The organism is Rossellomorea sp. YZS02 (assembly GCF_033963925.1).
In the GTDB taxonomy this organism is placed as follows: domain Bacteria; phylum Bacillota; class Bacilli; order Bacillales; family Bacillaceae_B; genus Rossellomorea.
This window is the reverse complement of the sequence record NZ_JAXBLY010000012.1, coordinates 13,193-35,396: the sequence shown is the minus strand read 5'-3', so window position 1 is coordinate 35,396 and position 22,204 is coordinate 13,193. Positions and strand designations below refer to the sequence as shown.

Here is a 22,204-nt window from a genome sequence, read left to right as displayed (position 1 = left end):
AGAATGTATTACAGTAAAAACAAAAGTTTCTTGTAATGAGGGGAATTTGATTAATAAATTAATTGAGAATATGAAGTTTGAGGGAAAGGGTTATATGGATTGAATCGCAACAGAACGTTTGTTCTATATGTAAGAAATAATCATATTAGATAGAAAATAAGAGATATATGCAGAAAAACGAAGGAAATAAAATGAATAATGCTGGGAAATACTTTTTCTTGGCATTTTTTCTTTCGCAAGAATCGAAAAATATTCACGTCTACTCCAAATCTAGCAAGTTGCATAATATATAAATAGAAGAGAGGTGAAAAAATTGAAAAATAAAAAATGCATTTCCCCGGGAGTTCCTGCTCATGACGTTCAATATGGATTGGATGCTATCATTCCTATCAAAACCCAGGTAGCAGCAAGACTTCAAGTAGTAGCAAATGAAACCGCAGTATCACAAGGTCTAGATCTCCAAGTCCAATTTACACTAACGAATCCTTCCCATGCACAAAAGATTAATGTATTTGCAATTGTAGAAGGAGAACCTGTCGAGGCCCAGTTTAATGACCAAGGTTTTTTCCGCACTGACATAGGAATAGTAAGGGCAAATGAAACGATTCCCACTCTGGTGACAGTGTCTGAAGAAGCAAATATCGGTGTAACAGTAGAGCTGATTGAGGCCGGACCGGGAACAGTGCTTTCCAGTGAGTTTCTTGCTGTAGCTGCTGTTGATCTATCATAATTCACTTTAAATAATGGAGAAAGGAGGGAATTATATGGCCAACACACAGCATTTAGTCAACTGGGGAGTGGATCCCGTGTTAGCTGTAGACGTGCAGACACCTGCTCCGCTCTTTGTTACTGCTAACGCGGAAGCAGTAGAACTAGGAAACGAATATCGTGGAGTATTATATCTATCGGACCCAAAATTAGCCAAGCACCTTGAAATCTATATTAATGCGGATACAGTACCGGAAGTATTGAAATTCAATTCTGTAGGAGTAGCTACTATGCCTCTGGGATTGAATGAGACCGTTGCTACCACCATCATGGCACGAAGAGCAATAGCTGGAGTCATGACTTTACAATTGACGGAAGTGGAAACCGGCACAGTAGTAGCTTCAAGGAACTTTGTTTTTGGTGCTATGGATGCACTTTAATTAAAAATAATGATGTAGAATCATAAGGAAGAATAAAAAAAGTGCTCAAATCATTTAGCTTTGAGCACTTTTTAAAAGAACTGGAAGGGATTATTGCAGTTAACACAACCAGTGTCACATGATACATAGTTGATTGTCATTTTGGATAGTTAAGTAATGCATAAAAAAAGAACCCATCTAAATCAAGATGGGTAGACATGTTTTCATCTATTACCTAGTGATCACGTCTGCATTTATGGCAATGACACTTATGGAAACAATTACATTGGTGTTCAAGCTTTTTAAAGCATCCGCAATCATTTCTGTGGTGTTGAGGTTTTTTCTTGTGACATCCACATTCATGTTTGTCTTTTATTTTGAAACATCGTACTTCATCTTCGACATCTTTTCTTTTTTGTCTGCTACATTCTTTAACATCACATGAACAGTGGGTGAACATCAAGTTGTCCCAAAAACGGCAATGATCATGATCATTTCTTCTGTCTATTTCACACCAATTACAACATGGGAACCACATCAAAAATCCCCCTATCTTATATAATTTGTCGAAAGTAAAACCTCGACTCATTATATACTATGTAGCTTTGTCCACAATGCTTAGGCTGATGTCATATTTCTAATGCATTTGCATCAGAGAAGATGATTTCTTACATTCAAATATACATCATGGACTGAAGGGGGAGAGACAGCACAGATAAATATTCTTTATTTTGTGTAACGGTTGGCATAACTAGAAGCCACGAAGGCATCGGGTTTGATTTTCGGTTCGACTCCCATTGCTTCCATTCTTGCGACCATTTCCTTTACAAACTTACTTGTTTTATTCTGTTTTCCATTCCCGATATCAATATGGCCTTCCATTGTAAATGTAGCTCCAACATAAATATAAGGAAGAACGATATCAATCAACTTATTTTTTCTTTCCTCTGTAAATAAAGAAACAATCTCTTCAGATAAAGATAGCTCATATGAAATCCTCTCATGTAATTGCAGCATTTTTCTTGGGATTAACACTTTTCTTATACATGCCCACACACCTTTTCCTTCATTTAATATCACAATTCCTGTTATGAAGGTGGTATGTGAGTGATGTACTTGAGAATCTGTTCCCACCATTAATCGATAGTGACCGTTTGGATCGGATTGCATGAACCTCACAATATGTTCAAAGACCTGGTCAAATGACATCCCGGTTTCCTGTAGATTTTGAAATGGATAGTGATGATCCTGACTTTTTTTCATCTTGTCTAACCACAGCTTTCTTAACCGATTTGAGTATATAAGGATAAATCTTATCTATATCCTATGATAAGAATTTATTATCGTGAAATGGAATACATGCACACGAAAATGGTTTTACCCCCAACCATTGCTTATCAGTGCCGAATGCTGCTATTGACGGGAGTGTGTGATTTTTACAAAGTACACGTTCAATTTAGTGTATGTTTTTCGACTTGCGAACGTTTGTTCTGTATAATGAAGATACACAATGATTGAAGGTGGTGCTTAACATGACAAGAAAAAAGAAATGCACCTTGGAAATAACTGAAATCATACAAATGTACGAAGAAGGGGAAAAGACGGTTGATATTGCACGGAGAGCCAATGTATCCACCCGTTATATCAATTCAGTGTTACAACAGAATAAGGTGGAGAGAACTCCACACGGGAGCTGGAAACGAAAATACAGGGTTAATGAGGATTACTTTAAGACCTGGAGCAATAACATGGCCTATTTACTCGGTTTTTTTGCTGCAGACGGGTATATCAGCAGCCGCAATCATACGGTTTGTTTTTCTCAGAAGGATCCCGATATATTGGAGCAGATTAGGGAGGAACTTCAGTCAAATCATCCGTTAGTGATGAATAATACGGGTGTATATACACTCATTATTGGGAGCAAGGTTATGAAATATGATCTGATGAACCTGCACGGAATGACCAGTGATAAATCAAATGCACTTCAGATGCCTGAAATTCCAGAAAAGTATTTGAGTCATTTTGTCAGAGGGTATTTTGATGGGGATGGAAATGTGACCTATGAAGGGTACACGGTAACCTTTGTGGGCAATTCCTTAGCTTTTTTGTTATCGATGAAGTCTGTATTTGACCTGAGAGGTTTCAAAACAAAACTGAAGTTAGTCAGAAATCATTACAGATTATTCATTGTGAGTAGATTATCATTGAAAATGTTTGCTGATTGGATCTACAGAGAAAAAGAAATGTATCTAGAACGGAAATATTTAGAATTTGAAAAGGAATCTTTAGAAGCTACAGAACTTATCGATAAGATCAGTACGGCGAAAACAATTTCAGAAAAAAAGAAGAACTTCATAGAGTTGTATAGCCATTGTATTGATGAAAATAAAGCATGTAAAGGAATCGGGATAGATCTAAACACATTGGATATATGGCTGAGGAATGATTTAGAATTCGAGGACCAATTCAATCAGGTTAAAAAGGTGGTAAGGGACTTCACTTAATAAAAGTGAAGTTTTTTAATGTCATTCACTAAGGATGGGGAATAAACGTAATTTCTTTTTTTAGTTACCATAATATATATTATCGGAAGCTAAATCAAATTATCATCTTTTGTCTCATATCATAAGTATACTGTTTTCAATGAGACAGAAGAAAAAATTCAACAAATTTACCAATCCGGTTTAATATTCAAATTTTCTACCGTTTTATCACATCATTACGTTCGATTTATCCAGCTATAACCACACGTTAATATGTATTTTATAGAAATACGATTTCTTACAAATATTCTTTTCAGCATAGAATTATCTGAAGAATCATTTGTGATTAATTCTGAATATGACCGTCAATGTTCATTCCTGCTCGTGAATTATGCTTTATAAAAACAAATTAGTTTACATAATGTTTTCGCCTGCTTAAATTCATCCATTTACTCAAGGTTTCTAATGTAATGAACGATGATGATCTTGCTGCATTATTCTTCCCCTCATAGAAAAAAAGCATAAAGAGCCCTAAGGTCCTCTCTATGCTTGTGCATTATTTAAGTAAATATTGTCTCGGTGTTCCGAAATAAAGTGTTTGCTGATATTCCGGGAAAACAGATTCAAAGCAAATGATGATCGGGGCATCAAGCAGCCATGGATAGTACGTATAAAAGCCTTTATCACCGTTCACCATTGCAGCCAGTGCCAAGGGCAGCTCCTTCTTGAAGATCATGAACCGTACGTTGGAAAGCTGCTGATCATATTCCCCTCCGCTGACATATACCGTCCCGGTAAGAGTATATTGACCGAGGTTTCGTTTCCACTCTCCCAACACTTCGTCCCTCATGGCTATGTTGATCTTCTCCACATCATACTGGCAGCCGATGCTTAAGAATAGTTCGCCAGTTAAATCTGAATGCGTTAACGTGTATTTCCTGTTATCGATTGGATAAAAAACCGATGCAGGCGGGACATATTGAACGGTTAACTTTTCCGGCTTAAATTCACTCATGTGTAAGCCTCCTTTACAATAATGGGCTTACAACAGAGTATGACGATAGCCTAATAACGGTTCCTAGCTCTCCCTCCACTTTATTTTTACTAAATTCCATTTACCATTATCATAATACCAGTAGGAAGTGGCCGTCCCAATGCCATCAGCATGATAAGCGCCGCTTATTTGCTGGTATCCTTTTAACCCTTTACCGGATTTTCCGAATATCTTGGCTGGTTCGAAAAAGGCATATGGGCCAACCATTAATTCCATTGGTTCATTTAATTTTCCATCGGTGTATATTCCCAATCTTTCGTAATCCTCTTTCCTATCGCTTAAATCAATCGTGTAGGATTGATTAGTATCGACAAACGTAATGGTAGCCATGTAGTTATCTTCAAACTGCGCTGTAATGGTCAGTGGTTCAGGTAATCCGATATCCACCAGTTTATTATCTGCCAACGTATGGAGTGCCATCGTGTAAAGGCCACCACTTCCACCCGTTGCTGATGAGTACAGCATATCCTTTATTCCATCATGATTTAAATCAACGAATTTGATTTTCGGTTCGTATCCACCTTCATAATCAATTCGGATGTCACTTCCCTTGGACGTTGTGATATCTGCCCAGATTTGTTTAAGGAACAGGGCGTCAGGAGAATAGGGAATCGCCTTGAGTGTGATGGTATCCTTCTTACCATCGCCGGTTACATCTTCTTTATAAACCTTTACCGTCATTTCATTCACCGGCTGTTTCTCTGGTGGTGGGGCTGAAAAGTTTCCGGCTATCGCGTGGAGGGACATAACAAAAAAAGCACCGAACGCAAATAGTAATTCTCTTCTCATGATTCTCTCTCCTTGGTTGAAAATTATTCGTTATTATTTTCACCAGAGAAGGAAATTCTATGTAATCATTATGAGTTTCTTTTAAGTATTCCAGAATTAAATGAAATTTCGCATGCTCTTCCCCTTCCTACATAAAGAGTTTAAAAAGACCAACCTGTAAAAGGTTGGTCCTGACTTGCTATTGTTGTTCTTTAGTCTTAGGTTTAGCTTCCCAGCTTTCGATTCCTTTCAACCCATTAATAGAGTTGGAGTAGAAAACAGGATCCTTTCCCTGCCTCTTTTGTTCTCTGTAATCCTTTAGGGCGGCTATAGCAATCTTCGCAAGTAACGTTATAGCAATCAGGTTGATGATCGCCATAAGACCCATGAATAGGTCGGCTAAGCTCCAAACGATGTCCAGTTTCACAACCGCCCCGAATACTACCATGCCTAGAACCGCAAGACGGTAGATGAATAGGGTGACTGGACTGTATTTGATAAATTCTATATTGGTTTCTCCATAATAATAGTTTCCGATAATCGAACTGAAAGCGAACAAGAATATAGCGACAGCAACAAAGGTGTCTGCCCATGAACCTACATGGAAACTTAAGGCCGCCTGTGTTAATTGAATGCCATCAATCCCTGTTGCATATTGATCGGATAAGATGATCATGAAGGCAGTTGCCGTACAGATAAGTAAAGTATCCGTGAACACACCCAGAGTTTGGATCAATCCTTGTTTAACAGGGTGTGTGACACCGGCAGATGCTGCAGCGTTCGGGGCACTACCCATACCGGCTTCATTTGAGAATAGACCGCGTTTGATTCCCATCATGATGGCTGCTCCGACTCCACCGCTTGCTACTTCACGAATACCGAATGCATTTTCAAAGATGACGACAAACATATCCGGAAGCATGGTGATATTGGTGACCAGAATATAGAAAGCAAGAATCAGATAAAGGACGGCCATGATTGGCACGACAATTTGTGTGACACTGGCGATCCTCTTGACTCCACCGAAGATAACAAGTGCAGTTAACACGGCCAGAATGATGCCGACAGTCATCCGATCGAATGAATACGCTTCTTCCATAGCAAGTGAAATCGTATTCGATTGGACGGAGTTAAATACAAGACCGAAGCAGAAAGTGATGATGACAGCGAATAGGATACCCATCCAACGTGCATTCAATCCCTTTTCCATGTAATAAGCAGGACCACCGCGGTAGCCGTCTTTTCCGTCTTTCACTTTGTAAATCTGAGCAAGTGTACTTTCTACGAAGCTGGTTGCCCCACCCAGTAAGGCAATGAGCCACATCCAGAAAACAGCTCCAGGTCCTCCACCTGCGATGGCTGTCGCAACACCGGCAAGGTTACCTGTACCGACACGAGAAGCCGTACTGATCGTGAAAGCCTGGAAAGAAGAGATTCCTCGCTTTCCTTCTGAAGAAATGGTCGTTTTGTCAGTTAACAGTCGCCCCATCTCACCTAAATAACGGAACTGTGCAAACCTAGTTCGTAACGAGAAGTATAATCCAAGTCCGATTAAAGCCACAATCAATATGTATGACCACATATAATCATTCAAGGTACCTACTATACTTGTTAATAAATCCATAAATGTTCCCCCCAGTTGTGTTTGTATATGACAAATAATGTATGAACCTATATATGTTTACCCATTCAGACACTGTTTTAATCTATCAAAAATAAGATGTTCCTTCAACTGATAAATTCATATTGTTGAAAGAATATTTATTGTTGTACAATTCTATGTGGGCATTGTACAACAATTATGAATGAATATGCACAAGTTATTCATAATTGTGATCTCAAGCAGATGAAAAACGACCAGAAGAAATTCTGGTCGTTTAGATGGATGCTATTCTTTTGTTTCAGGCAGCAATGATTCTGTCCACGTTTCACAGACAGATCCGCTGTCTCCCTCGTCAATCACAAATGATCCATTCGAATAGCGGTCATTTGGTCTGAGATCTGTGATCTGTACCTCTTCATACTTGCCTTTTTTCGTAATCAGTCCTACTTTGTCCGTATCTTTCACAACTTCTATACTCACGACTCGATGTGGATTCGATTTCAATTCTCTAAGCATAATGACTCCGCGTTTGGCACGGGATGTCTTTTCGAATTCGCCTAATTTCATTTTCTTCACGGCCCCACGCTGGGTTGCTAAGAAAATATAATCCTTGGTTGGATCTTTCACGATTTTACCCGATACAACAAAATCGTCTTCCTTAAGGTTAATCCCTTTCACTCCCGCTGCTCTTGGTCCTACTATATTCACATCTTCTTCTGAGAACCAGAGTCCATAGCTTAAATGTGTTGCGATGAATACATCATGTGACCCGTCCGTCAAGTGTACCTCCACGAGCTCATCGTCACCTTTTAGGTTAATCCCTACAAGTGGACGTGAATAACGCTGCGCTTTATATTGAGGCAGTTCAGATCTCTTGATCATACCGTTTTTCGTCACAAACAGTAAAAAGTGTGCCGGATCAAATTCTTTAATCGGAATCGCTTTGAGAACCTGTTCATCCCGATCGATCGGCACGATGTTTCCTACATGCTGTCCAAGGTCTTTCCAGCGGATATCCGGAAGCTCATGGACTGGGCAATAGATGTAATTCCCTTTGTTTGTAAACACCAGGAGGACATCGGTTGTATTCATTTCAAATTGTCCCAGGAGCCTGTCTGTTTCTTTCATGGCAAGATCCTGGCCGTTTGATGCAGAATAGGAACGAAGGCTTGTTCGTTTCATGTAACCATCACGTGTCACTGTTACCATGACATCTTCGCTCGCTATCAGAACTTCAAGGTTGATCTTGATTTCTTCGATTTCATCTTCGATTTGAGTCCTTCTGGCGTCAGCGAATTGCTTCTTAATGCCCTTAAGTTCTTTTTTAATGACACTATAAAGCTTGTTTTCACTTTCAAGGATAGCCGTTAATTCTGCAATCGTTTTCGCCAATTCCTCCGCTTCCGCTTGAAGTGCTGTGATATCTGTATTCGTTAAGCGGTATAGCTGCAAACTGACAATCGCTTCTGATTGGGCTTCAGTGAATTGGAATTTTTGAATTAAGTTATCCTTTGCATCCCGCTTGTCTTTCGATGCACGGATTGTTGCAATGACCTGGTCTAAAATAGACAGGGCTTTCATCAGACCTTCGACAATGTGCTGGCGGTCCTTCGCTTTATTTAAATCGTGCTTCGTACGGTTGGTCACCACTTCTTTTTGGTGCTGAATGTACGCGTCCAATAGTTCACGAAGTCCCATAAGTTTAGGACGACGGTTATGTATGGCAACCATATTAAAGTTATAAGTGATTTGAAGATCACTGTTCTTATAGAGATAGTTCAGAACACCGGTTGCATCTGCATCTTTCTTTAACTCTACCACGATGCGCATTCCATCGCGATCGGTTTCATCCCGTACTTCTGCAATCCCTTCCACTTTACGATCTACGCGGAATTCATCCATTTTCTTAACGAGATTCGCTTTATTTATTTCATAAGGAATTTCCGTTATGACAATCTGCTGTTTACTTCCACGGATATTCTCAATATCCGCTTTCCCTCGTACTACGACTTTTCCTTTTCCGGTTTCATAGGCTTTCTTTATGCCATCTACCCCTTGAATGATACCGCCTGTAGGGAAGTCAGGTCCCTTTAAGACGGTCATAAGGTCATCTACAGTACTATCCGGCTTTTCCATCCGCATGATGGCGGCATCAATGACTTCACCCAGGTGATGAGGCGGGATGTCGGTTGCATATCCTGCCGAAATACCAGTAGAGCCGTTGACTAAAAGGTTCGGGAAACGTGACGGTAAAACGGTAGGTTCACTGGATGTATCATCAAAGTTTGGAACAAAGTCCACTGTTTTTTTATCGATATCACGCAAGAGCTCCATGGAAATCGCAGAAAGGCGTGCTTCTGTATAACGCATCGCTGCTGGTGGATCACCGTCAATGCTACCGTTGTTTCCATGCATTTCAACCAGGTAGTTGCGGACCTTCCACGTTTGGCTCATACGGACCATGGCATCATAGACAGATGTGTCACCATGTGGATGATAGTTACCAATTACGTTACCAACGGTTTTCGCTGATTTCCGGAATCCTTTTTCCTGTGTGTTCCCATCTACATACATTGCGTAAAGAATACGTCTTTGTACCGGTTTCAATCCGTCCCGTGCATCAGGTAATGCACGTTCCTGGATAATATATTTACTATAACGTCCAAATCGGTCGCCAAGCACCTCTTCCAGAGGTAAATCTTGATATCTTTCCACTGTTGTCATGTATTACCCCTCCTCTGCGACCGTAATGTTTTCGTTTTCCAATATGCTTCCGTCTTCTTCTAAACCAAAGGCAACATTGCTTTCAATCCATTTACGGCGTGGTTCTACTTTATCTCCCATAAGCGTAGTCACACGGCGTTCAGCACGTGCAGCGTCGTCTATACGTACGCGTATCAATGCACGAGTTTCTGGGTCCATCGTCGTTTCCCAGAGCTGATCGGCGTTCATTTCCCCAAGCCCTTTATAGCGCTGAATCATATAACCCTTCCCGACTTTGGAAATGGCCCCTTGAAGCTCATCATCCGTCCAAGCATATTCAAGCTTCTGTTTCTTTCCTGTTCCCTTGCTCACCTTGTATAAGGGAGGAAGGGCAATATACACTTTCCCGGCTTCTAATAACGGCTTCATGTAGCGGTAGAAGAAGGTCAACAGTAGGACCTGTATATGAGCACCGTCCGTATCGGCATCGGTCATAATGACGATTTTGTCATAATTGATGTCGTCCACATTGAATTCAGGTCCGACTCCGCCCCCGATCGCATGAATGATCGTATTGATTTCTTCATTTTTGAAAATATCCTGTAACTTTGCCTTTTCTGTGTTGATGACTTTTCCTCTTAAAGGGAGGATGGCCTGGAATTTACGGTCACGCCCTTGTTTGGCAGAGCCACCAGCTGAGTCACCCTCCACTAGGTAAAGTTCATTCCGCTGTGGATTTCTCGATTGCGCAGGAGTTAATTTCCCGGAAAGAACTGTTTCTGAACGCTTTCTCTTCTTCCCGTTCCGCGCATCTTCCCTGGCTTTACGAGCTGCTTCCCGGGCCTGAGCGGCTTTTATGGACTTCTTAATGAGGAGGGAGCTTGTCTCAGGATTCTCTTCCAAGAAATAGAGGAGATGTTCCGATACGACAGCATCCACTGCGGATCTTGCTTCACTTGTTCCAAGCTTTCCTTTCGTTTGACCCTCAAATTGAAGAAGGTGTTCCGGTATGCGGACGGATACGATACTTGCGAGACCTTCACGAATATCAGTACCCTCTAAGTTTTTATCACGATCTTTCAGGATACCTGCTTTCCGTGCATACTCGTTGAAGACCCGGGTCATTGCCGTCTTAGCACCGGCTTCATGGGTTCCGCCGTCTTTCGTACGTACATTGTTTACGAACGAAAGGATGTTTTCCGAAAATCCATCATTAAATTGAAATGCAAATTCCACTTCAATCGTATGATGCTCCCCTTCAAAGAAAGCTACGTTATGAAGGACGTCTTTTTCTTCATTTAAGTATTGAACGAATGCCTGAATTCCGCTTTCAAAGTGGAACACTTCTTTTTGATCATGTCGTTCATCGATGATTTCAATCTTTAACCCTTTAAGCAGGAAGGCGGATTCTCTTAGACGCTCACAAAGCGTTTCGTAATTATAAGTGATCGTACTGAAAATCTCAGGATCGGGTTTGAAATGAATACATGTGCCGGATTTTTTTGTTTTACCGATTTTCTCGAGAGTAGTTTCAGGTTTTCCGCCATTCAAGAAGCGCTGTTCATATTTCATCCCGTCACGCTCTATTGTGACAACAAGCCATTCAGACAAAGCGTTAACAACTGAGGCACCAACGCCATGCAGTCCACCACTTGTCTTATATCCACCCTGACCAAATTTTCCTCCGGCATGAAGAACAGTCAAGATTACTTCAGGAGTCGGCTTTCCTAGCTTGTGCATCCCTGTTGGCATACCCCGACCTTTATCTTGCACAGAGATGCTATTATCCTTATGTATCGTAACAATAATCTCGTTCCCGAAGCCTGCCAGCGCTTCATCAACCGAGTTATCGACAATTTCGTATACTAAATGATGCAATCCTCTTGAATCTGTAGAGCCTATATACATACCAGGTCTCTTACGGACGGCTTCTAAGCCTTCTAATACTTGTATGGCATCATCATTGTAATCCATGGTCTTATTCTGGTTGGCCACGAACATTCCCCTTTCAAAACTTCTCTAACCATAATATGTGGGTTCTTGTAAGCTATTATTGGTTATGTATTAATTAACTATAACACAAGAACGTTTGTTCGTTTACCTGTATTGGTCATTTTGAGGTAAACTACTATGCTATATTGTAGCGTTTTATTTGATTTTCGCAAATGGTATTTCCGTGATCTGGTTTAAATATCCCTTGTTACTCATCCTGATTTAAGTTTGGACAGTCCGTAAAAAAACAAGCGGTGAGAGCCGCTTGTTACGAGTGAGAATTATTTGGTTAAAGCATGTTCAACCTTAATACAGCGATCCATAATGACTGTATACCCTCGTTCCTTTAAAAAGCGATAAGCCTCTTCATTCTCTACCCCAAGTTGTGCCCAAAATACGTTAGAATCAATTTTATCAAATTCTTCTGCTATTTGTGGCAAAAATTCTGACCGTCGAAATACGTTAACGATATCAATCGGTCCATCAATTTCCTGGAGAGAAGATACAGCCTTGACCCCCAAAGCCGACTCAATCGTGGGGTTCACTGGAATGATATCATACCCCTGGTCCTGCATCGCCTTAGAAACCATATAAGATGTGCGTGCTGGATTATCACTTAAACCGATCACTGCAATACGTTTGGATTGTTTGAGTATGTTTCCTATTTCGTGACGGGATGGATTTTCCATAGATGTTCTCAACTCCTTCATTGCCTTCTATTCTTTAACTGTTTCTTAAGTCCTATTCTTCTTTTATACCATATTTCCCTTTAATTTTTCAAAAATTTATAAAATTGTCTAAATAAAAGGAAGTGTCAGGGGGAGTAAGGTAGCGTTTTATCAAACAGCCTGCTCCTCTTTCCATACCTGACACTTCTCTTATCCTTACTTTTTGATCAACCCTTTAGAAATAAGGAAATCACGCGCTACGTCCTTAGGATCCTGCTTATCCATATCGACTTTGGCATTTAACTCACTCATCTCTTCTTCAGAGATCTTTCCTGCTAATTCATTTAGCACTTTTTCTACTTCAGGATGTTCTTTCAGTACTTCTTGACGAATGATTGGCGCAGCATCGTATGGAGGGAAGAATCCTTTATCATCCGTCGTTGTTTTCAAGTTGTAACGTTGTATTCTCCCATCTGTAGTAAACGCGGGAATAATGTCTACATCACCGTTTTTAACCGCTTCATACATTATGTTCGGATCAAAGCTTTCCTTCTCTTTAAATTCGAATCCATATGCTTTAGAGAAGGCATCGTATCCGTCCCCTTCACGCTCATAGAACTGATGGGGTGCACCGAAGCTCAATTCCTTCGAAAGAGGCACAAGGTCAGAGAAAGTCTTAGCATCAAAATCCTGATCCTCTGTATAGGCGAGAGTATACGTATTTTCAAAACCTAATGGCTTCAACCAGGTAACATCAAACTTTTTTTCGTATCCTTTCTTCACTTGTGAAAGGATTTCATCTGCTGAGGCACCTTTCTTGGCTTGTTCTTTCAGTACAGCTTCAAGGCCAGTACCTGTATATTCCACATAAACGTCAATGTCGCCTTTCTCAAGAGCAGGTGTAAGGATCGAGACTTCCCCTAAACCTTCTTCAACTTTCACATCCAAATCTGTTTTTTCTTTGAGCAGTTCTGCCATCATTTGAGTCAGAATAAACTGTTCCGTCCACATTTTTCCTGACACCGTGATAGTATCTTTTCCGCCATTATTTCCGCAACCTGCGATTACGATGGATAATACGATTAATAATATGAAAGGCTGTAATGTCTTTTTCATTCTTACTCTCCTTTGAATTATGGTCTATTTTCGTGCCTTTAACCCTTTAGGTGTGGTCAATCTTTCAAGCAGCTTTAATAAAAAGTCGAAACTTAATGCGAGTAGGGCAGCGGGAATCGCCCCCGCTAGTACAAGTGCATTATTCCAAGTAGAAAGTCCCCGGTAAATGAGGTCACCAAGTCCACCAGCTCCTACAAACGTTGCAAGCGTGGCGACTCCAACTGTTAAGACAGTAGCGGTTCGGATACCTGCCATAATAAATGGGAGGGCGAGTGGAAGCTCTACTTTAAATAATAGCTGGGAATTAGTCATTCCCATTCCTCTTCCAGCCTCTATGACTCCCTCATCGACCCCGATAATGCCTGTATACGTATTTCTGAGAATCGGTAAAAGGGCATATACCGTGAGAGCGATTATGGCTGTTATACTTCCTGTACCTAAAAGTGGAATAAGAAAACCGAATAAAGCGAGACTTGGTATCGTTTGAAATACGGCAGTGATTCCGATAAAAAATTCCGCCGACTGTTTTTTGCGGGATATGTATATCCCCAGTGGCAGAGATATGGCAATGGCTATGAAAATCGAAACAAAAGATAAGTAAAGATGTTCCAGTAATCCTGTTAAGATTTCATCAGAGCGGTTTGATATGGTATGGATGAAAAGGATGGAGAATGTATTCATACTGAACCTGCCTCCTTATTATCAGATGAGGCGACAGTACGAAGAATGTCACTGGATGTGATGATTCCGATTTTTTTATCGCTTCTCGTCACCATAAGATAAGGTTTACCGGTTGACAGCAGCATTCTTGCCGCTTCCTGGATGGTTGCATCATATGGTATCAATGAGTATTCAGGTTCTTCCAGCTGAATGTGAAACGCATCCCTATCGTCCTTCATGATCTCCAACACCTGCTTATGCCCTGAATGAACTTTCAGTCGATCTTCACCGATGAAAGCACGGACGAATTCATTGGCAGGTTCTGACAGAAGCTCATCAGGAGAAGCCATCTGCTCGATTTTCCCATCTCTCATAATGGCGATTTCATCAGCTATCTTTAATGCTTCATCAATATCATGTGTGACAAAGACAATCGTTTTATGTATTGTATTTTGAATGCTTTTCAATTCATCCTGGAGCTGTTCGCGACTGATTGGATCCAGGGCACTGAAAGGTTCATCCATCAGAATGATCGGGGGCTCCGCTGCAAGTGCCCGGATCACTCCGACACGCTGCTGCTGTCCACCGCTTAATTCCAGAGGATACCGTTTCCTATAGATGTCCGGTTCAAGGCCTACCAGATTAAGAAGCTCATCTACACGACCTTCGTATTTTTCCTTTTTCCATCCTTTTAACCGGGGGATAAGGCTGATGTTTTCTTCAATCGTCATATGGGGAAGCAGTCCAATACGCTGTATGACATAGCCGATGTTTCGTCTGAGCTCCACTTCATCCGTTTCGGAGATATCTTTCCCGTTAATGAGGATGGTACCGCCTGAAGGCGAGATAAGCTTATTGATCATTTTCATCGTAGTCGTTTTTCCGCATCCGCTCGGACCAATCAGAGCAACAAGCTTTCCTTTTGGTATCGTCAAGTTGATCCCCTTTATTGCTTCCGTACCATCTTCATAGATTTTCGTGACATTTTTAAATTCAATCATTATTCCACCTGCTTTATGAACTGAGAAATTTTTCTAAACATAGAAGGGTTACCCTCATTATACAAAAGGTAAACATGTTGTCCAAGAAAATGCCTTTACCCTTATAGTTTGTGATGAAGTTGGGATGTGCATACTACCCACCTAATAAATGAGGTTTCAACAAACAACAAAACCAGTAAACTAATGTTTACTGGTTATAGAATGATTTGATTGTTTCTTTAGTAAATATTGTTCGACTATGATCGCCGTAATGGTACCCAATATCAAACCATTATTCAATATGGAAGCAACGACTACCGGCATTTCCTTAAAAGCGCTGGGGGGAACAAACATTGCCCCTACTCCTACAATAAGGGAGATTCCGGCCACAAAATGAATTCTCTCCACATTTTCTTCTTTTCGATATTCACCAAGTGCTAGCCCTACCATTTTGATGAAAATGACCGTTGTAACGGCATAGCCAACCGGCGCAGGGAGACTTGCAAATAGATTCATGATTTTGGGAATCAGGCTGATGATCATAATGATCCCGCTCCCAAGAATAAACGGAAGAATTGAATACATACCCGTTGCAGCTACAAACCCTGCAGATCCGGATATGGGGACAGATCCGATGGCTGAGAATATTCCACCGAATAGCTGATTGATCCCGGATGCAAAGCCACTCCTCGAATATCGTTCATATGTTGGTCTTCCATTGACTCTCATCACCTCTTCCATCACCCGGATGGAAGCGATCATATTGGTCGTCAACAGAAATGTGATAAAGATAGACGTAACAATGACCCCTGTATCAAATACGGGTTTTCCAAAGACAAACACCTCTGGGAATGAAAACCAGCTGTCTGAAACAGTAGCAGTCTCCCCTAATCCCATCAGAATAAAAATGATCCATCCTGCTGCCAGAGCGAGGATGATGGAATATTGCTGAATCCACTTTCGCTTGCTGCTGGAAAAATATAATGCAACAAGAATGGTCAGAACACTCCCCAGTAAAACCAATGGCTCCATGGATTGACCTTCATGCTGGATCCCGAACATCCCTTTAATAAAGGATCCGCTTAATTGTAATATCAGCAGCATCAAATAAATAAACGTGATGGTTGGTGTAAATAGGGACGATAACTTCTTAAGCAATCCAGTGGCAGATAGAATAAAGAAAATGACTCCACTGACAATCATTCCTCCCTGTAGAACCGTCAGGACCTCTTCATGACTGCTATATAATGTCCCCGCAAAACCTGCATAAATGGCAAAAACACCCCACCACAATCCTGCAGGACCCTCGTTAATGGGGAGTTTATGACCCACCAAAGCCTGAATGAGGCTGGCGGCCCCCAATACGAAGATTGTTCTTTGTATGAAACCGGCTGTGTCTGCAGGAGACAATTGGAATAAGTCAGCAATCGCAATCGGGGCGGCGATCGATCCAGCCACCATGAACGCCACCCATTGGAACGCGGATAAAACTATTTGCATGTGTGTACACCTTCATTTCAACTATGTAAAGTGTATCTATTTTAACATAATTCCTTCGGATGTATGGAGAGGAATGAAAATATTATCTACTTTTATGAACAGGTACTAATTATTTCATTTATTTTCTCCCCATCCATTGGAAAACATGTTAAAATAAGAACGGATTAGTTATTTTTAAAGGAGCAGTGATGATGATTTTTGCCCTTATACTTGTACTGTCATATTTATTAGGATCCATTCCATCTGGATTGCTGATCGGAAAAACGTTTTATGGAAAGGACATCCGTGAACATGGAAGCGGAAACCTGGGTGGGACGAACACATTCAGAACCCTGGGTGTGAAAGCCGGGATGATAGTGACCACCATGGATATCTTAAAAGGAACGGTTGCCACTCTATTACCGCTGATGTTGGCAAGTGATGTTCATATGTTACTCGCAGGGGTATTTGCCGTAATCGGACATATGTATCCCGTTTTTGCAAACTTCAGGGGAGGAAAAGCCGTAGCAACCTCTGCTGGTGTCCTTCTAGGATATAATTACATTTTATTCTTAATCTTGCTAGCAGTCTTTTTTATTTGCTTATACGCAACGAAGTATGTATCCCTCTCTTCTATGATTGCAGCGGTACTTGCCTTTATGTATTCCATCTTCACCGGAGATCTTCCTCTCATCATTGTAGTGGGCATACTGACCATTTTCGTCATTTATAGACATAGAGCAAATATAACTCGGATTAAAAATAAAACCGAACCAAAAATTAAATGGCTTTAGATTGCAAGCGACAGGAGCACCAAGCAACCTTTTTCAAAGGGTTACTTGATACTCCTGTCGTTTTTTTTTATTGAAAGGATCCAACAAAAGAAAGTATAGCCTATGATTTCTTTGAGAAAGATGATGATGATAATTACCTTTAGCCACGATAATATGAGAATATTCTTCAAAATTCTATTAAATATACCCCCATTCTCCTTATTTTTTTTGTAAAATGAAATTAGTGTACTAATAAAGGATGATGAATATGAATAAAAAGCGTGTAATATTGGGAGTGTCCCTTTGTATTCCTTTACTCTTCATTATTGGATTGCTACTAGAAAAACAATTAGCAGATTGGACCAGCCCTGCTAAAGGTGAAAAAAAGATAACCTCCCTTCTCCATACAACGAGAGAAGTACAAGCATCGGGAAAATCTATGAAAGCAAGTGCTTCCCTAGCAGCAATTGGTGACATCCTCCTGCATGACACCGTTTACAATGATGCAAAAAGTGAGAACGGATACAATTTCACCCCTATGTTCTCTCCGATAAAGAACATGTTGGAAACTCCTGATTTCCTGATCGCCAATCAGGAATCGACTCCGGGTGGTGTGGAACTTGGCGTCTCAAGTTATCCGCTATTTAACAGTCCGAAAGATATTGTGAAATCCTTACAGGAGGTTGGGGTCGATGCTGTCACGAATGCCAACAACCACTCATTGGATCAGGGGGAAAAAGGACTTAAGAGTGCTATTGACTACTATGAAAAAATATCGATGCCGTATGTGGGGGCGTTTAAAAGCCGGGAAGACCAAGAGCGGATTCGTACCTTTAATGTAAATGGAATAAAGTTTGCTCTTCTTTCCTATACATACGGAACAAATGGAATCCCTGTTCCAAAAGGGAAAGAGTATTTAGTCAATTTAATCGATGAACATAAGATGATACAGGAAATCACAAAAGCCAAAGATTTGAACGTGGATTTGGTCGTCCTTTCCTTACATTGGGGAAATGAATATCAACGCTTCCCTACTGAAGAACAGGAACGATTGGCAAAGGTGTTGACGGATAAAGGAGTGGATATCATTTTCGGGCATCACCCACATGTTCTCCAGCCCATACAAACATATAAAACCAGTGATGGGCGGGAAGCCGTCGTGGTTTATTCATTAGGGAATTTCCTATCCGGACAAAAGGACGATTTTAAAGATATCGGGGGCATGGTTACAGTCCAAGTAGAAAAATTGATGAATCCTGCGGGTTCTAAGATCACCTACCCGTCCATTCAATTCCAGCCTACCTTTGTGTCTGAAAATCACTATAATAACTACAGAATCTATCCTCTTGATTTTGCCAGGAAAAATGGAATGATCGCCTATACCGAAGAAGAAATGGTTTCACATATGGTAGATGGATTAGCGCAATGAGCAGAATAGCAGTGGCGTGAACTTTTTAAAGTAATGACTGAAAATATAAAAAAGAGCTTCCCTCAAAGAGAAGCTCTTTTTTTAATGGCCGCCAAATAGTAAAGAATTGAAGAATATTCCACAAAGGGCTATACCAGCCAAACAGGCATTGGCCATAATAAAAGTCCTACGGCTTCCCTTAAAGTATAAGGTTACCATCCCGTAATAAATAAGCGCCGCAATTATTATGAACCCACCAGCTTCAATCTGATACTTGGCTTCATGCAATTGCAAGAGTGTTAATACACTCAGTCCCACAAATATAAAAGCTCCTATGTAATATAATAATGTTTGTGTCTTCATCTATCTCATCCTTTATGCGTATTAGTAGATGTTCTGCCTTTACTATGTATATAATATGAAATGAAACTTTCTTTGTCCAGAATTCGGGAACCACTCTGGAAAAATACCTGTAGAGAAAGGAGTCTCATCAATGAACATACATATATCAGAAGAAGCTCTAACGTGGTTTAAAGACGAAATGCTTGTTGAGGAAGGTGAACAAGTTCGTTTTTATGTGCGATATGGAGGTTCCAGTCCTCTGCACGATGGTTTTTCATTAGGAGTGAACAAAGACGAACCGGTAGATCTTGGTGAACAAGTCGAAATTGAAAACCGGGAGTTTTTTATCGAAGAAAGAGATCTATGGTTTTTTGATGGTCATGATCTGTATGTCGAGTTTGATGAAAAACTTCAAGAACCTTTATACGAGTACAGAAAATAATCTGCATGAAAGGCTGGCATCCGCCAGCCTTTTTACTAAGCACTTATCGATGAATAAACAAACTTACGAGTACTTAACGTATATCAACTCTCACTTGTTAAGGAAACGATCGATGTGTTCATGAAGACCTTCTTTAAGAAGAACCTCATATTGAATGTCACCTAAAAGGTCGAAATGGGGAAAGCCCTCTTCCCGCTGATGGATCCATTCTTTCTTCAGTCCATACATTTCTCCCCATCTGCATAACGCTTCGATGTTGCAGCAGCCCACTTTGGTTACAGAACGAGTACCAGGAAATCGGTCATCCAGCCAGTAATGGGTCAAGAATGCAATCTCCCCATTCTTCACACGTTGCTTCCATCCTCTTAGCTCCTGCTTGGTTAGTCCGAATGCCATGAACCTCTTCCTTTCCAAAATGGATCTTTAGTCGAGTCTTCCCGAGATGTTACCAATGTACTCATTATGTAGGGGCTATTTTTTTGCCTTTTCGTAAGCTTCATGCCATTGCGGGAACATTTTCCGAATTGAAACCGGACGAAAGTTCTCCTGCTTTACGCACACATGTTTCGATTGTCCGGTAATGGCAAGCTGGTTTTGTCCATTATAGATCTCGTAAGCATATGTAATGCGAAGTCCATCATACTCTTCCACCCATGTTTTGATAAACGCTTTTTCACCATAGCGGACCGGTGACTTATAGCTGACATTCAGGTCAATGACAGGGGATAAAATCCCTTCCTTTTCAATATCGGCGTATTTAAAGCCAAGGTCTTCTATCAATTGTGTACGACCCAGCTCCATCCAAACAAGATAATTGGCATGGTACACAACCCCCATTTGATCCGTTTCTGCGTATCGTACTTCAATGGTTTTTTCAGAAATTTGCATTGTTTCCACCCTCTTTATCTAATCAGTGTCATCCCTCATTTTATCATAGTTATCGTAGGCATAGAATCAATTCGCCTCAGAGTTGATCCTGGCAACCTTTCTACCTAGAGGGGAAGATAATAACCCGGACAGCTAGGCTATAAAGAGTGAGCCTTTTTTGTCCGGGTTATGGGAATTAGTCTATTTGTTATTGATTGTTTTGATTCGCTTCGTCTTTTATTTCGCTGCGAAAAGCCTGAAGGCTCTCTCTACGGCGTTCATTCTTTGCCTGTATGGACTGAAGTTGTTCTTCACTGTCTGTGCAAGCCATTGATTCCTCAGCCCGATCGATATTCTCAATCGTATGCTGAACCATCCCTTGAAGCTTCTCTACATTATCACTGCGATCATCCGGGTTCGGTTTATCCCATGCCATCTCATATTCCTCCTAAAACATTTTGCCTGAGGGACGGACCTTCAAGGTCGGCCCCACTAGTAAGGTAAGCGTCATTCACCTTTGGTTTGGATTACCTGTGCATGTTTCCCTGATTTATCTTGCATCTGTTTCCCTTTGTTGCCGCCAGCGGCTCTTGACTGTGTTCCGATGTGGTTTGGTGCAAAGTGGTTCGGACTTCCCTTTGAGTTACTCATGAACTTCCCCCCTTACTAGTATGATTACCAAAATGAGAAGGAAGAAAAGGCGTAATTATTGGCAGAATGATTTCTTAAGCAAAAAAAATAAGCCTCGTAATTCCTTACTCGGCTTTGCCTATAGGGCGTTTTATTTCAAGTCTTGCATCAATCCGTTCTTCAATGGCATCAATGGCATCCTGGTCAAGTAGGAGCTGCTGCTTATTTTCTTTTACCAGGTCTGCGAAAGATTTTTTCCTTGGTCTGCGCATATCATTCCCTCACTTTCTATTGTGTTTGTATAAGTAGTATATCCAAATGTCAGATATTTTAAACAAAGGTCACAATAGGAGGTGGAATATGCTGCTAGCCCATGCGCAAGTGTTCACGTTTGAAAGGTCCGTCCCTCACTTGATCATGGATGTAAGGGAGTCGATACTGGTGATGGCACCGATTTGTTTGTGGGTGATAATGCCTTGTTCGTTGATGATGAAGGTGGTAGGTACGGTCAGGATGTCATAGGCATTATTAATTTTGTCATCCGTATCCATAAGGATGGGGAAGGTCAGACCCATTGTTTCTTGGTATTCTTTCACGTTGTATTGAGGGTCGATGTTAATGGCCAGGATCTCTACGTTTTCACCATGTTTATTATAAAATTCCTGTAAGACAGGCATTTCTTCTTTGCATGGTGGACACCATGTAGCCCAAAAGTTCAGAATCACTTTCTTTCCTTTTAATTCAGATAATGTCTTGGATCCTCCATTCAAAGTATCCAGCTTAAAATCAACTGCCTTATCTCCGACATTCGGGCCGGGATAATTCTCGACAGGAGTGGTTTCAGCAGCCTCTCCTTCTTCTATATCGATTAATTGATCGTATTCTTCGACTTGTTGAAACGTGTCTTCGGAAAATAAACTTGGGTCTGACTTGTTCTCAATATAGAAAGAGAAGACCATTAAAGCGACAAGCAAAATGCCGAATATGGATTTCAAGGGTGTCTCTCCTTTCAGGGGAATGATTTTACTATCATCTTATGTAAGCTTGTCTCCCTTTAGTATGAATTATTTTCGAGGATTTTGTGGGGTATTAAAAAAAGCCCCGGGGAA

General features: G+C 40.8%; 24 protein-coding genes. 6 read left to right on the top strand and 18 right to left on the bottom strand.

Features of this window, described 5'->3' with window-relative positions:
* Window positions 1–313: 313 nt before the first annotated feature.
* A complete protein-coding gene (locus SLH55_RS12840) occupies window positions 314–730 on the top strand; it encodes a hypothetical protein (RefSeq protein ID WP_219170008.1) in 417 nt (138 codons plus the stop codon).
* A gap of 34 nt (window positions 731–764) precedes the next feature.
* Window positions 765–1,148, top strand: coding sequence for a hypothetical protein (locus tag SLH55_RS12835; RefSeq protein ID WP_320323585.1), 384 nt, complete (start codon window positions 765–767; stop codon window positions 1,146–1,148).
* 705 nt (window positions 1,149–1,853) lie between these two features.
* Here the strand turns inward: SLH55_RS12835 and SLH55_RS12830 are convergent.
* A complete protein-coding gene (locus SLH55_RS12830) occupies window positions 1,854–2,390 on the bottom strand; it encodes a ribonuclease H-like YkuK family protein (RefSeq protein ID WP_320323584.1) in 537 nt (178 codons plus the stop codon).
* A gap of 269 nt (window positions 2,391–2,659) precedes the next feature.
* Between SLH55_RS12830 and SLH55_RS12825 the strand changes: the two genes are divergently transcribed.
* The gene (locus SLH55_RS12825) at window positions 2,660–3,631 is read left to right on the top strand and encodes an LAGLIDADG family homing endonuclease (RefSeq protein WP_320323583.1); all 972 of its coding nucleotides are present in this window, start codon (window positions 2,660–2,662) and stop codon (window positions 3,629–3,631) included.
* A gap of 535 nt (window positions 3,632–4,166) precedes the next feature.
* Here the strand turns inward: SLH55_RS12825 and SLH55_RS12820 are convergent.
* The 10 genes from SLH55_RS12820 to SLH55_RS12775 all read right to left on the bottom strand — a co-directional run bounded on the left by SLH55_RS12820 (window position 4,167) and on the right by SLH55_RS12775 (window position 16,654).
* Window positions 4,167–4,625, bottom strand: a complete 459-nt coding sequence (locus tag SLH55_RS12820) for a staygreen family protein (RefSeq protein ID WP_320323582.1) — start codon at window positions 4,623–4,625, stop codon at window positions 4,167–4,169.
* 63 nt (window positions 4,626–4,688) lie between these two features.
* Complete coding sequence (locus SLH55_RS12815) at window positions 4,689–5,453, bottom strand: hypothetical protein (RefSeq protein WP_320323581.1); 765 nt, start codon at window positions 5,451–5,453, stop codon at window positions 4,689–4,691.
* A gap of 178 nt (window positions 5,454–5,631) precedes the next feature.
* Window positions 5,632–7,056, bottom strand: a complete 1,425-nt coding sequence (locus SLH55_RS12810; RefSeq protein ID WP_320323580.1) for an alanine/glycine:cation symporter family protein — start codon at window positions 7,054–7,056, stop codon at window positions 5,632–5,634.
* Window positions 7,057–7,320: 264 nt separating this feature from the next.
* On the bottom strand, window positions 7,321–9,759 hold the full coding sequence (gene parC, locus SLH55_RS12805; protein ID WP_219170022.1) for a DNA topoisomerase IV subunit A: 2,439 nt from the start codon (window positions 9,757–9,759) through the stop codon (window positions 7,321–7,323).
* A 3-nt stretch (window positions 9,760–9,762) separates the two neighbouring features.
* Window positions 9,763–11,733 (bottom strand): DNA topoisomerase IV subunit B, encoded by a 1,971-nt coding sequence (gene parE / locus SLH55_RS12800; protein WP_308807584.1) that lies wholly within the window; start codon window positions 11,731–11,733, stop codon window positions 9,763–9,765.
* A gap of 278 nt (window positions 11,734–12,011) precedes the next feature.
* Entirely contained in the window at window positions 12,012–12,419 is a 408-nt protein-coding gene (locus SLH55_RS12795) for a CoA-binding protein (RefSeq protein WP_226674687.1), read from the bottom strand.
* Between the two features lie 195 nt (window positions 12,420–12,614).
* On the bottom strand, window positions 12,615–13,514 hold the full coding sequence (locus tag SLH55_RS12790) for a glycine betaine ABC transporter substrate-binding protein (protein WP_219170024.1): 900 nt from the start codon (window positions 13,512–13,514) through the stop codon (window positions 12,615–12,617).
* Window positions 13,515–13,538: 24 nt separating this feature from the next.
* Window positions 13,539–14,195: an ABC transporter permease gene (locus SLH55_RS12785; protein ID WP_219170025.1), complete on the bottom strand. Its 657-nt coding sequence runs from the start codon at window positions 14,193–14,195 to the stop codon at window positions 13,539–13,541.
* Complete coding sequence (locus SLH55_RS12780) at window positions 14,192–15,175, bottom strand: ABC transporter ATP-binding protein (RefSeq protein WP_219170026.1); 984 nt, start codon at window positions 15,173–15,175, stop codon at window positions 14,192–14,194. Before SLH55_RS12780 ends, SLH55_RS12785 begins: the two co-directional genes overlap by 4 nt.
* 180 nt (window positions 15,176–15,355) lie before the next feature.
* Window positions 15,356–16,654 (bottom strand): purine/pyrimidine permease, encoded by a 1,299-nt coding sequence (locus SLH55_RS12775; RefSeq protein ID WP_219170027.1) that lies wholly within the window; start codon window positions 16,652–16,654, stop codon window positions 15,356–15,358.
* Window positions 16,655–16,842: 188 nt separating this feature from the next.
* Between SLH55_RS12775 and plsY the strand changes: the two genes are divergently transcribed.
* Window positions 16,843–17,427, top strand: coding sequence for a glycerol-3-phosphate 1-O-acyltransferase PlsY (gene plsY / locus SLH55_RS12770; protein ID WP_413787093.1), 585 nt, complete (start codon window positions 16,843–16,845; stop codon window positions 17,425–17,427).
* 247 nt (window positions 17,428–17,674) lie between these two features.
* Window positions 17,675–18,835, top strand: coding sequence for a CapA family protein (locus tag SLH55_RS12765; RefSeq protein WP_320323578.1), 1,161 nt, complete (start codon window positions 17,675–17,677; stop codon window positions 18,833–18,835).
* 81 nt (window positions 18,836–18,916) lie between these two features.
* Here SLH55_RS12765 and SLH55_RS12760 read toward each other — a convergent pair whose 3' ends face one another.
* Complete coding sequence (locus tag SLH55_RS12760; protein WP_320323577.1) at window positions 18,917–19,177, bottom strand: hypothetical protein; 261 nt, start codon at window positions 19,175–19,177, stop codon at window positions 18,917–18,919.
* A 130-nt stretch (window positions 19,178–19,307) separates the two neighbouring features.
* Between SLH55_RS12760 and SLH55_RS12755 the strand changes: the two genes are divergently transcribed.
* Window positions 19,308–19,598 (top strand): HesB/YadR/YfhF family protein, encoded by a 291-nt coding sequence (locus tag SLH55_RS12755; protein WP_219170032.1) that lies wholly within the window; start codon window positions 19,308–19,310, stop codon window positions 19,596–19,598.
* Between the two features lie 90 nt (window positions 19,599–19,688).
* Here SLH55_RS12755 and SLH55_RS12750 read toward each other — a convergent pair whose 3' ends face one another.
* From SLH55_RS12750 to SLH55_RS12725, 6 genes are all read right to left on the bottom strand, one after another.
* Window positions 19,689–19,994 carry a hypothetical protein gene (locus tag SLH55_RS12750; protein WP_320323576.1) on the bottom strand — a complete coding sequence of 102 codons (306 nt, stop codon included), beginning with the start codon at window positions 19,992–19,994 and terminating at the stop codon, window positions 19,689–19,691.
* 75 nt (window positions 19,995–20,069) lie between these two features.
* Window positions 20,070–20,486, bottom strand: a complete 417-nt coding sequence (locus SLH55_RS12745) for an acyl-CoA thioesterase (RefSeq protein ID WP_219170034.1) — start codon at window positions 20,484–20,486, stop codon at window positions 20,070–20,072.
* Window positions 20,487–20,673: 187 nt separating this feature from the next.
* Window positions 20,674–20,901 (bottom strand): small acid-soluble spore protein Tlp, encoded by a 228-nt coding sequence (tlp, locus tag SLH55_RS12740; protein WP_219170035.1) that lies wholly within the window; start codon window positions 20,899–20,901, stop codon window positions 20,674–20,676.
* Between the two features lie 71 nt (window positions 20,902–20,972).
* Window positions 20,973–21,116 carry an acid-soluble spore protein N gene (locus tag SLH55_RS12735; RefSeq protein ID WP_044336998.1) on the bottom strand — a complete coding sequence of 48 codons (144 nt, stop codon included), beginning with the start codon at window positions 21,114–21,116 and terminating at the stop codon, window positions 20,973–20,975.
* A 104-nt stretch (window positions 21,117–21,220) separates the two neighbouring features.
* Complete coding sequence (locus SLH55_RS12730) at window positions 21,221–21,367, bottom strand: FbpB family small basic protein (RefSeq protein WP_098354592.1); 147 nt, start codon at window positions 21,365–21,367, stop codon at window positions 21,221–21,223.
* Window positions 21,368–21,502: 135 nt separating this feature from the next.
* On the bottom strand, window positions 21,503–22,090 hold the full coding sequence (locus SLH55_RS12725; RefSeq protein ID WP_219170037.1) for a peroxiredoxin family protein: 588 nt from the start codon (window positions 22,088–22,090) through the stop codon (window positions 21,503–21,505).
* Window positions 22,091–22,204: the final 114 nt, after the last annotated feature.